This window comes from Shigella sp. FJ200513 (genome assembly GCF_040495915.1).
Taxonomy (GTDB): domain Bacteria; phylum Pseudomonadota; class Gammaproteobacteria; order Enterobacterales; family Enterobacteriaceae; genus ECMA0423.
The window spans coordinates 1-11,082 of sequence record NZ_JBDYCV010000117.1 but is presented as its reverse complement, the minus strand read 5'-3'; the positions used below and the strand labels follow the sequence as shown (position 1 = coordinate 11,082).

The following is an 11,082-nucleotide window of genomic DNA, read 5'->3' as shown; positions in this document are numbered from 1 at the left end:
TGCTTCCATCGGAAACGATGATCTGGCAGCCTGAGTTCACAGATAAAACACTCTCCAGGAAACCCGGGGCGGTTCAGGGCGGTTAATTCCACCGCTAAAGGTACAACGGAATGAAGTGATTGTGAATTATCGCTGAAAGACAAAAAATTACGCGCTCGCGAGTATGTTTAATAACTCAGTCAAAAGGCTGGATGTTTTGTTGCAATCATTTATCAGGAATAGCTTGCAACAAAACATGCCAAAAAGATGTGAATTATCCTCTTGTCAAAGGGCTTGGATAAAAATCTTCAGAGTTACGGTATAGCTGCAACTGGCGAGTTCGCGTATTGGTCTGTATGATCATACATGATAGCCATTCTGATTCAGAATAGGGGTCACTTAAATCCTGAACATCCTCATTTGAAAGGATTAATTCACATTCTTTGTCCCTAAAATCCAGCCAGGCTCGCTGTGATTTTTTAAGCAAGTTAAGTTGTTCAGTATCAAGTTTTTTTGCACCTGTGCGTGGCACTTGTTCTATATAACGATAAGCTTCACCATAGGCTTTATTTAATTGCGCATCGACGAGATTGTATTCTTGTCGCAGGCATGATTTGATCACGTTAATGTCAGTATCATCATCTGAATTTTTTTGCCAACAATCTTTGATGGCTGAAGTGTCATGGTCGTTTACTATAACCGTATCTTCTGCGTAAGCCTGGCAAGAGATAATGCCTAATGTTAATACAAGAAATTTAAACACTTCGGTATTCCTTAAATTGAACCGTTATCGTTTTCCTGGGCCTGGATATTACGCTTCTGGCCTCTTACTCAACAGTGAGAAAACAATGGCATGTCCGTTTTCAGAATACATTTAGATGGCAATAAAAAAGCCTGATCGGCTAACCCTGATCAGGCTTCACTCTCACGAAAAATCGATTACATACGCTCTACAGTCTCAATACCCAGCGTATCCAGACCCAGCTTCAGCGTCTTCGCTGTCAGTTGTGCCAGTTTCAGACGGCTGTTACGCACTTCTTCGTTTTCTGCGCTGAGGATCGGGCAGTGCTCGTAGAAGCCAGAGAACAGACCGGCCAGATCGTACAGGTAAGCACACATTACATGCGGCGTGCCTTCACGGGCAACCACGGTGAGGGTTTCTTCAAACTGCAGCAGGCGAGCTGCCAGTTGCGCTTCACGATCTTCACGGATGATTACCGGAGCTGCAGCCAGTTGCTCTTCGTTAATTTCTGCTTTACGGAACACGGACAATACACGCGTGTAAGCATACTGCATGTATGGCGCGGTATTACCCTCAAACGCCAGCATGTTGTCCCAGTCGAAGATGTAGTCCGTGGTGCGGTTTTTGGAGAGATCCGCATATTTCACCGCACCAATACCAACCGCGTTAGCCAGTTTTTCCAGCTCGTCAGCTGGCATATCCGGGTTCTTTTCTGCCACCAGACGACGTGCACGCTCCAGGGCTTCATCCAGCAGGTCTGCCAGTTTCACGGTACCACCCGCGCGGGTTTTGAACGGTTTGCCGTCTTTACCCAGCATCATGCCGAACATGTGGTGTTCCAGCGGTACGGATTCCGGTACATAGCCTGCTTTACGGACGATCGCCCATGCCTGCATCAGGTGTTGATGCTGACGGGAGTCGATGTAATACAGCACGCGATCGGCATGCAGTGTTTCATAACGATATTTCGCACAGGCGATATCAGTGGTGGTGTAGAGATAGCCGCCATCTTTCTTCTGAATGATCACGCCCATCGGTTCGCCTTCCTTGTTTTTAAACACATCAAGGAATACGACGGTCGCCCCTTCGCTTTCTACTGCCAGACCTTTGGCTTTGAGATCCGCCACAATTCCTGGCAGCATTGGGTTGTAGAGGCTTTCGCCCATCACGTCATCACGGGTCAGCGTCACGTTGAGACGATCGTAAGTGATCTGGTTCTGCGTCATGGTGATGTCGACCAGTTTGCGCCACATCTCGCGGAAATATTCGTCACCGCTTTGCAGTTTTACCACGTAGTTACGTGCACGCTCGGCAAACTCTTCATCTTCGTCGTAATGCTTTTTCGCATCGCGGTAGAAACCTTCAAGGTCAGCCAGCTCCATTTCACCGGCGTTTTCCTGCTGCTGCTTTTCCAGCCATGCAATCAGCATACCGAACTGAGTGCCCCAGTCGCCGACGTGGTTTGCGCGAATCACTTTGTGACCGAGGAACTCCAGAGTACGCACTGCTGTGTCACCAATAATGGTAGAGCGCAGGTGACCGACGTGCATCTCTTTCGCCACGTTTGGCGCAGAGTAGTCAACCACAATGGTCTGTTTTTCTGGCGTAGCAACACCGAGACGATCGGACGCCAGCGCCTGCTGAACATGTTCAGCCAGGAATGCCGGATCAAGGAAAATGTTGATAAAGCCTGGACCGGCGATCTCAACTTTGCTGGCGATACCGTTAAGATCCAGATGAGTCAGCACCTGCTCTGCTAATTGTCGCGGTGCCATACCCAGTTTTTTAGCAACTGCCATCATGCCGTTAGCCTGATAGTCGCCGAACTGAACTTTTGCTGACTGACGAATCTGCGGTTCGCAATCCGCAGGCGCGCCTGCCGCAATCATGGCCTGACGGACTTTTTCTGAGAGAAGAGCCTGAATATTCACCGGAATACCTTACATTGATGAAGCGAGCAAAAATTGCCCGCACCAGTTAAAGAAATTAGGGCGGGAGTATACTGCAAATGGCTGTTTTCGTCAGCAACGTGCGCGTGGCGTATTGCCGTTTTCACTATTGCATCAGAAGCGGCGTGAAATCAGCGGTTGGTTGGCACAGGGCAACAGGGTAAATTAACGCTTTTACTGAAAGACGAAGAGTGATTATGGCGAACTGGCAATCTATCGACGAGCTGCAGGATATTGCATCGGATTTACCGCGATTTACCCACGCATTAGATGAACTTTCCCGCCGTCTGGGGTTGGATATCACTCCGCTGACTGCCGATCACATTTCTTTGCGTTGCCATCAAAACGTCACCGCTGAGCGCTGGCGTCGCGGTTTTGAACAGTGTGGCGAGCTTTTGTCAGAAAAAATGATCAATGGCAGACCGATTTGTCTGTTTAAATTGCATGAACCGGTACAGGTTGCGCACTGGCAGTTTTCCAATGTGGAGCTACCGTGGCCCGGGGAAAAACGTTACCCACACGAAGGTTGGGAACATATTGAAATCGTTCTGCCGGGTGATCCAGAAACGCTGAATGCCCGTGCGCTGGCATTGCTTTCTGATGAAGGACTCAGCCTACCGGGGATCTCAGTTAAAACCAGTTCACCAAAAGGTGAGCATGAGCGATTACCGAATCCGACGCTGGCGGTCACCGATGGCAAAACAACTATTAAGTTTCATCCGTGGTCCATTGAAGAGATCGTTGCCAGCGAGCAGTCAGCGTAATTAAGGAGCAAAAATGGCATTACTGGAAATTTGCTGTTACAGCATGGAATGTGCACTAACGGCGCAGCAAAACGGCGCAGACAGAGTTGAATTATGCGCAGCCCCAAAAGAGGGGGGCTTAACGCCGTCGTTGGGGGTACTGAAATCCGTGCGCCAGCGGGTGACGATCCCTGTGCATCCGATAATTCGCCCACGCGGTGGTGATTTTTGCTACAGCGACGGTGAGTTTGCCGCCATTCTTGAGGATGTGCGCACGGTCCGCGAATTAGGTTTTCCTGGACTGGTGACGGGCGTTCTCGATGTTGACGGGAATGTCGATATGCCACGAATGGAAAAAATAATGGCTGCTGCCGGTCCGCTGGCAGTGACTTTTCATCGCGCCTTCGATATGTGCGCTAACCCTTTATATACACTCAATAATCTTGCGGAATTGGGCATTGCCCGGGTACTGACATCAGGGCAAAAATCAGACGCACTGCAAGGTTTATCAAAAATTATGGAACTTATTGCCCATCGTGATGCTCCAATCATTATGGCTGGAGCAGGAGTCCGTGCAGAAAACCTGCACCACTTCCTCGATGCCGGAGTGCTGGAAGTCCATAGCTCCGCGGGAGCGTGGCAAGCCTCACCGATGCGTTATCGTAATCAAGGATTGTCCATGTCATCAGATGAACACGCGGACGAGTATTCGCGTTATATCGTAGACGGGGCGGCGGTTGCTGAAATGAAAGGAATCATTGAACGCCATCAGGCCAAATGATTTTTACCGTTGCATCATGTCGCCCAATATGATGCTTGCTCGTACCAGGCCCCTGCAATTTCAACAGGGGCCTTTTTTTATCCCTGAGCAGTATAAAAAACGAACGATAACCGTGATCTGTTGAGCGGGTGACAGTGCGCATAGCGTTGTGCTAAAAATATTTTTTATATTCACATTGATTATGGGATTTAAATTGCTAAAACTGATAAATATATATTCTAAATAGCAACTGGGTTATTCCTTAGCAATTAATGATTACATTGTAATAAATCATATTCTTTATCGATTATTTCAGGCAGTGTTGTGCCGAGTTATGCAAGCGGTTAATTCGTTGTGTATTTAATTATACAATGATTTCGGTGTTCTGGAATTTATTTAGAGGAATCTATGCGAGGGAAAAAACGCATTGGGTTATTGTTTTTGCTGATAGCGGTTGTGGTTGGTGGCGGCGGGTTATTGCTGGCGCAAAAAGCCTTACATAAAACGTCGGATACAGCATTTTGCCTTTCCTGCCACTCGATGAGTAAACCTTTTGAGGAATATCAGGGAACTGTCCACTTTTCGAACCAGAAAGGGATACGTGCGGAATGTGCCGATTGCCATATTCCAAAGTCAGGGATGGATTATTTATTTGCTAAATTAAAAGCATCTAAAGATATTTATCATGAATTTGTTAGCGGCAAAATAGACAGTGACGATAAGTTCGAAACTCATCGCCAGGAAATGGCCGAAACAGTATGGAAAGAATTAAAAGCAACTGACTCTGCAACGTGCCGTAGTTGCCATTCTTTTGATGCCATGGATATTGCCTCGCAAAGTGAATCTGCGCAGAAAATGCATAACAAAGCACAAAAGGGCGGCGAAACCTGTATCGATTGTCATAAAGGCATTGCCCATTTTCCGCCAGAAATAAAAATGGATGACAACGCGGCGCATGAGCTGGAAAGTCAGGCCGCTACTTCAGTGACTAATGGCGCACATATTTATCCTTTCAAAACTTCTCGCATAGGCGAGCTGGCTACCGTGAATCCTGGTACCGATCTCACCGTCGTTGATGCCAGTGGCAAACAGCCGATCGTTCTGTTGCAGGGTTATCAAATGCAGGGCAGTGAAAACACGCTCTACCTGGCGGCAGGTCAACGGCTGGCGCTAGCCACATTAAGTGAAGAAGGTATCAAGGCGCTCACGGTAAACGGGGAATGGCAGGCTGACGAATACGGCAATCAATGGCGTCAGGCGTCTTTACAGGGTGCGCTTACCGATCCCGCATTAGCGGACCGTAAACCGCTATGGCAATACGCTGAAAAACTTGACGATACCTATTGCGCTGGTTGTCATGCCTCTATTGCCGCCGACCATTACACCGTCAATGCGTGGCCGTCCATTGCCAAAGGAATGGGGGCACGAACCAGCATGAGCGAAAACGAACCGGACATTTTAACGCGGTATTTCCAGTACAACGCCAAAGATATTACCGAGAAACAGTGATCCTCGTTGATCAGGGAGGAAGTTATGGCATTAACAAGACGTGAATTTATTAAACACAGCGGTATTGCCGCTGGAGCGCTGGTGGTGACATCGGCAGCACCGCTCCCCGCATGGGCAGAAGAGAAGGGCGGTAAAATCCTCACCGCGGGACGTTGGGGAGCGATGAGCGTAGAAGTGAAGGACGGCAAGATTGTTTCTTCGACAGGCGCGCTGGCGAAAACCATACCGAACTCCTTACAGTCTACGGCGGCGGATCAGGTACACACCACGGCGCGTATTCAGCATCCGATGGTGAGAAAAAGCTATCTCGACAATCCACTGCAACCGGCGAAAGGTCGTGGCGAAGATACCTATGTACAGGTGAGCTGGGAACAGGCATTAAAACTGATTCATGAGCAACATGAGCGTATTCGTAAAGCTAACGGACCATCGGCCATTTTTGCCGGATCTTACGGCTGGCGCTCTTCTGGCGTGTTGCATAAAGCGCAAACCTTACTGCAACGTTATATGAACCTGGCGGGCGGTTATTCCGGGCATAGCGGCGATTATTCAACCGGGGCAGCACAGGTGATCATGCCGCATGTGGTCGGTTCTGTAGAGGTGTATGAACAGCAGGCCTCCTGGCCGCTGATTCTGGAAAACAGCCAGGTTGTGGTGCTGTGGGGAATGAACCCGCTGAATACCTTAAAAATTGCCTGGAGCAGTACCGATGAGCAAGGGCTGGAATACTTCCATCAGCTGAAAAAATCTGGCAAACCAGTGATTGCCATTGATCCTATCCGCTCCGAAACCATCGAATTCTTTGGCGATAATGCCACCTGGATCGCGCCGAATATGGGCACCGACGTGGCACTGATGTTAGGGATTGCGCATACCCTGATGACACAAGGCAAACACGATAAAGTGTTCCTTGAAAAATACACTACCGGGTATCCGCAGTTTGAAGAGTATCTGACAGGTAAGAGCGATAATACGCCGAAGAGCGCGGTCTGGACGGCGGAAATTACTGGCGTACCGGAAGCGCAGATAGTCAAACTCGCTGAACTGATGGCGGCGAATCGCACAATGCTGATGGCAGGCTGGGGAATTCAGCGCCAGCAATATGGTGAACAGAAACACTGGATGCTGGTGACGCTGGCGGCGATGTTAGGGCAGATTGGTACACCGGGCGGCGGTTTTGGTTTCTCTTATCATTACTCCAATGGTGGCAACCCGACGCGTGTTGGCGGCGTGCTGCCGGAAATGTCTGCGGCGATTGCCGGACAGGCCAGCGAGGCCGCTGATGATGGCGGAATGACGGCGATTCCTGTTGCCCGTATCGTCGATGCGCTGGAAAATCCTGGCGGCAAATATCAGCATAACGGTAAAGAACAAACGTATCCGAATATCAAAATGATCTGGTGGGCGGGTGGCGGTAACTTTACCCATCACCAGGATACTAATCGTCTGATCAAAGCCTGGCAGAAACCGGAGATGATCGTCGTTTCTGAATGCTACTGGACCGCAGCAGCCAAACACGCAGATATCGTATTACCGATCACCACATCGTTTGAGCGCAATGACTTGACGATGACCGGTGATTACAGCAACCAGCATATTGTGCCGATGAAGCAGGCTGTTGCTCCGCAATTTGAAGCGCGTAACGATTTTGACGTGTTTGCCGATCTTGCGGAATTACTCAAACCTGGCGGAAAAGAGATCTATACCGAAGGTAAAGATGAAATGGCGTGGCTGAAATTTTTCTATGATGCCGCTCAGAAAGGGGCCCGTGCGCAACGCGTCACTATGCCAATGTTTAATGCCTTCTGGCAGCAAAATAAACTGATCGAAATGCGCCGCAGCGAGAAGAACGAACAGTACGTTCGTTATGGTGATTTCCGCGCCGATCCGGTGAAAAATGCGCTGGGTACGCCAAGCGGCAAAATTGAGATTTACTCCAAAACGCTGGAAAAATTTGGCTATAAGGATTGCCCGGCACACCCAACCTGGCTTGCGCCTGATGAGTGGAAGGGTACCGCCGACGAGAAGCAGTTGCAGCTTCTGACCGCACATCCGGCACACCGTTTACACAGTCAGCTTAACTATGCGGAACTGCGTAAAAAATATGCGGTTGCCGATCGTGAACCGATCACTATTCACACCGAAGATGCTGCTCGATTTGGTATTGCGAATGGCGATCTGGTGCGTGTCTGGAACAAACGTGGTCAGATTTTGACAGGCGCGGTGGTGACTGACGGGATCAAAAAAGGCGTGGTATGCGTGCATGAAGGTGCATGGCCAGATCTGGAAAACGGCTTGTGTAAAAACGGCAGTGCGAACGTGTTAACGGCGGATATCCCCAGCTCGCAGCGGGCAAATGCCTGTGCCGGTAACTCTGCGCTGGTGTATATCGAAAAATATACGGGTAACGCACCGAAGTTAACGGCATTTGATAAGCCTGCTGTTCAGGCGTAAGAAGTGAATAGCGCCCGGAAACGGGCGCTGAGGTTATGCAAACGTAAAACTGCCTGATGCGCTATGCTTATCAGGCCTACATAGTCCCTGCAATAGATTGAATTAGCAAGGGTTTGTAGGCCGGATAAGGCGTTCACGCCGCATCCGGCAGTAATACCAGACCTTTACGGCTTGCGCGCAATCAGCACCGCGCGTTTAGGCGCAGGATAACCTTCAACTGTCTTACTCGGATCATGTGGGTCGAGGAAATCGGACAGAGATTCGGTAACCATCCATTCAGTGCGTCGCTGCTCTTCAGTAGTGGTAACGCACACATCCACAATGCGGATATCTACAAAACCACACTTCTTCAGCCAGTTTTTCAGCGCCAGCGCGGAAGGGATGAAATAGACATTACGCATTTGCGCGTAACGATCGCCTGGTACCAGCACCGTGTTCTCATCGCCATCAATAACCAGCGTTTCCAGCACCAGTTCACCCTCATTCACCAGTTGATCTTTCAACTGCCAGAGATGCTCCAGCGGCGAACGGCGATGGTAAAGCACGCCCATCGAAAAGACGGTATCAAAGGCTTTCAGTGCCGGAAGCTGTTCAATACCTAACGGTAACAAATGTGCGCGCTGATCGTTACCCAGTAGTTTACGCACCGCTTCAAACTGGCACAGAAACAGTTGCGTAGGGTCGATCCCCACCGCGAGGTGCGCGCCTGCGCCAATCATGCGCCACATGTGATAACCGCTGCCGCAGCCGACATCCAGAATGGTGCGTCCGGTTAAATCAGAAAGATGGGGCAGAACACGATCCCATTTCCAGTCGGAACGCCATTCGGTATCGATGTTGACGCCATACAGTGAGAACGGCCCTTTGCGCCATGGCATCAGGTTCCGCATAAGCGTTTCAATGCGTTTAATTTGCCCGGTGCTCAGTGGCTCTTCGCTTTCGGCGGTTACGCTATGCAATAAATCCAGACGATACGGTTTAATTTCAGGCAGAAATTCCACCGTGTTGGACCACTGCTTAAACAGCCCGTGCTGCTGCTCGCGCTGCCAGTTAGCAATCTGCGCGGGCAGCGTTTCGAGCCAGTGTGAAAGATGATTTTTGGCAATCAGAGAATAAAAGTTACCAAAGTCGATCATGCAGCGTCCTCTGCTTTTAATGCCACCAGTGAACCAAAGTTAAAGCACTGGAACCACAGCTCGCTATGCTCAAAACCGGCTTTATGCAGGCGTGCTTTATGGGTTTCCACGGAATCGGTCAGCATCACGTTTTCCAGCATGCTGCGCTTCTGGCTGATCTCCAGTTCGCTGTAACCGTTGGCACGTTTAAAGTCGTGGTGCATGTTGAACAACAGTTCACCAACTTTGGCATCTTCGAAACTGAATTTTTCCGAAAGCACCAGCGCGCCGCCCGGGTTCAGTCCTTGATAAATTTTATCCAGTAATGCCTGGCGCTCGGAAGGTTCCAGGAATTGCAGGGTAAAATTCAGCACCACCATCGATGCGTTTTCAATGGCGATATCGCGAATATCACCTTCAATGACGTCTACTGGCGTAGGGGCTTTATAGGCGTCAATATGACGACGGCAGCGTTCAATCATCGCCGGGGAGTTGTCGATGGCAATAATTTTGCAATTATCATGATGAATGTTGCGACGCACCGAGAGCGTCGCCGCGCCCAGAGAACAACCCAGATCGTAAACCTGCGTACCAGGTTGAACGAAGCGCTCGGCTAACATACCAATCATGGAAATAATATTGGAATAGCCGGGAACGGAACGCTGGATCATATCCGGGAAGACTTCAGCGACCCGTTCATCAAAGGTCCAGTCGCCCAGTCTGGCGATAGGGGCAGAAAATAGCGTGTCGCGGTGAGACATAACGTAAAAATCCGGGAAAAAGAAAGTGGCGTATTGTGCGCTAACGCAGGGAGAAAACCAACTCCCAGGGCATATACCAAAGATTCGCCAGCACCATCAGCAACAGCGCACACCAGGTGGCGCTCATGCCGGAACGTCGCCAGCGAAACAGACGGTGATGAAAACCGTAATAATGCATCAGACGACCAGCAAGCAAAACGATGCCGCAAATATGCACCATCCAGGTTTCTGCGCCATTCATTTCCATAAACAGCATCAGCACAATCGCGATGGGAATATATTCCACCGCGTTACCATGAATGCAAATAGCGCTTTGCAGTTCGCTAAAACCACCGTCACCATAGGCAACGCGGTACTGCATTCGCAGGCGAACGACATCAAAAGAGAACTTCATTAATAACAACGCACTTAAAACGGCATATAGCGCGCTTACCATACAAACTCCCTTTAAAATGGCCGATGGCACCTGTCTATGATAGGTGGCAAATTCAGAAAAGAGAAGATTGCTGTGGAATAGCCGGAACTGCTCCGATCTCTGGAAGCGTTTTACGTAAGTCTTCCCACAGGGTATGTACCAGTTCCGGGGCCTGGGCAATATCTGGCGTATGTAAAAAAAGATAAGGCGTAGTGGTCTGATGCCACTGCGCTAATTTTTGTAACCAGACCTGAAATAATTCCCGGTTTTGCGTCATATCATCACTACCGATAAAACGGATCAGCGGATTTGTCGCCGTCAGTACAGCATGTACCGGAACTTTAGGTTTTTTTCGTTGAGCGTCGCGAATAGCTTCACTGTGTGGACGTGATGCATGAACCGGGCGGCTGTCTAAGATTAGCAAGGTCTAAATACACCTCCCGTTTCAGATGGTTCCTAAAGGTGATGCTAGTGGTTATGATAGACAGAAATGTAAGATTTCCGAGGGTTAGCTATGAGTGATGGATGGTTAGATTCTACTATGCAAGCAATAAACGATAGGATTAAAAGCCCATTATGGGTGAAGTGGCACACTGAATTTGGCCACCTGAACAGAGGTGATATGCTCACCTCAGAACAACACAGGTGCTCCAAT

The 11,082-nt window shown here is 49.4% G+C and carries 10 protein-coding genes and 2 pseudogenes; 6 read left to right on the top strand and 6 right to left on the bottom strand.

The window, feature by feature from the left end:
• Window positions 1–70 precede the first annotated feature (70 nt).
• Window positions 71–136: pseudogene (locus ABZJ92_RS18305) on the top strand (flagellar protein FlhE); the annotation flags it as partial.
• A 117-nt stretch (window positions 137–253) separates the two neighbouring features.
• On the opposite strand, the gene ABZJ92_RS18300 reads toward ABZJ92_RS18305, so the two are convergent.
• Window positions 254–742, bottom strand: a complete 489-nt coding sequence (locus ABZJ92_RS18300; protein ID WP_005063152.1) for a lysozyme inhibitor LprI family protein — start codon at window positions 740–742, stop codon at window positions 254–256.
• A gap of 90 nt (window positions 743–832) precedes the next feature.
• Between ABZJ92_RS18300 and ABZJ92_RS18295 the strand changes: the two genes are divergently transcribed.
• Window positions 833–877, top strand: a complete 45-nt coding sequence (locus ABZJ92_RS18295; RefSeq protein ID WP_212734366.1) for a hypothetical protein — start codon at window positions 833–835, stop codon at window positions 875–877.
• A 41-nt stretch (window positions 878–918) separates the two neighbouring features.
• Here ABZJ92_RS18295 and argS read toward each other — a convergent pair whose 3' ends face one another.
• Window positions 919–2,652 carry an arginine--tRNA ligase gene (argS, locus tag ABZJ92_RS18290; protein WP_001025297.1) on the bottom strand — a complete coding sequence of 578 codons (1,734 nt, stop codon included), beginning with the start codon at window positions 2,650–2,652 and terminating at the stop codon, window positions 919–921.
• 215 nt (window positions 2,653–2,867) lie between these two features.
• On the opposite strand from argS, the gene ABZJ92_RS18285 reads away from it, so the two are divergent.
• From ABZJ92_RS18285 to torZ, 4 genes are all read left to right on the top strand, one after another.
• On the top strand, window positions 2,868–3,434 hold the full coding sequence (locus ABZJ92_RS18285; RefSeq protein WP_005048653.1) for a VOC family protein: 567 nt from the start codon (window positions 2,868–2,870) through the stop codon (window positions 3,432–3,434).
• Between the two features lie 13 nt (window positions 3,435–3,447).
• A complete protein-coding gene (gene cutC / locus ABZJ92_RS18280; protein ID WP_001185741.1) occupies window positions 3,448–4,194 on the top strand; it encodes a copper homeostasis protein CutC in 747 nt (248 codons plus the stop codon).
• A 387-nt stretch (window positions 4,195–4,581) separates the two neighbouring features.
• Complete coding sequence (locus tag ABZJ92_RS18275) at window positions 4,582–5,682, top strand: NapC/NirT family cytochrome c (protein WP_001214308.1); 1,101 nt, start codon at window positions 4,582–4,584, stop codon at window positions 5,680–5,682.
• A 24-nt stretch (window positions 5,683–5,706) separates the two neighbouring features.
• Window positions 5,707–8,136, top strand: a complete 2,430-nt coding sequence (torZ, locus tag ABZJ92_RS18270; RefSeq protein WP_001229400.1) for a trimethylamine N-oxide reductase TorZ — start codon at window positions 5,707–5,709, stop codon at window positions 8,134–8,136.
• A 164-nt stretch (window positions 8,137–8,300) separates the two neighbouring features.
• On the opposite strand, the gene cmoB is transcribed toward torZ, so the two are convergent.
• From cmoB to ABZJ92_RS18250, 4 genes and pseudogenes are all read right to left on the bottom strand, one after another.
• Window positions 8,301–9,272 (bottom strand): tRNA 5-methoxyuridine(34)/uridine 5-oxyacetic acid(34) synthase CmoB, encoded by a 972-nt coding sequence (cmoB, locus tag ABZJ92_RS18265; protein ID WP_000564755.1) that lies wholly within the window; start codon window positions 9,270–9,272, stop codon window positions 8,301–8,303.
• Window positions 9,269–10,012, bottom strand: coding sequence for a carboxy-S-adenosyl-L-methionine synthase CmoA (cmoA, locus tag ABZJ92_RS18260; protein ID WP_000019588.1), 744 nt, complete (start codon window positions 10,010–10,012; stop codon window positions 9,269–9,271). The genes cmoB and cmoA overlap by 4 nt, the downstream gene beginning before the upstream one ends.
• 40 nt (window positions 10,013–10,052) lie before the next feature.
• Window positions 10,053–10,448, bottom strand: coding sequence for an MAPEG family protein (locus ABZJ92_RS18255; protein WP_005048647.1), 396 nt, complete (start codon window positions 10,446–10,448; stop codon window positions 10,053–10,055).
• Window positions 10,449–10,500: 52 nt separating this feature from the next.
• A pseudogene (locus tag ABZJ92_RS18250) lies at window positions 10,501–10,848 on the bottom strand (DUF72 domain-containing protein); the annotation flags it as partial.
• Window positions 10,849–11,082 lie beyond the last annotated feature (234 nt).

Coding starts and splice junctions, on each gene's coding strand:
- torZ (WP_001229400.1), top strand. CDS start 5,707: ATGGCATTAACAAGACGTGAATTTATTAAACACAGCGGTATTGCCGCT.
- ABZJ92_RS18275 (WP_001214308.1), top strand. CDS start 4,582: ATGCGAGGGAAAAAACGCATTGGGTTATTGTTTTTGCTGATAGCGGTT.
- cmoA (WP_000019588.1), bottom strand. CDS start 10,012: ATGTCTCACCGCGACACGCTATTTTCTGCCCCTATCGCCAGACTGGGC.
- ABZJ92_RS18285 (WP_005048653.1), top strand. CDS start 2,868: ATGGCGAACTGGCAATCTATCGACGAGCTGCAGGATATTGCATCGGAT.
- ABZJ92_RS18255 (WP_005048647.1), bottom strand. CDS start 10,448: ATGGTAAGCGCGCTATATGCCGTTTTAAGTGCGTTGTTATTAATGAAG.
- cmoB (WP_000564755.1), bottom strand. CDS start 9,272: ATGATCGACTTTGGTAACTTTTATTCTCTGATTGCCAAAAATCATCTT.
- cutC (WP_001185741.1), top strand. CDS start 3,448: ATGGCATTACTGGAAATTTGCTGTTACAGCATGGAATGTGCACTAACG.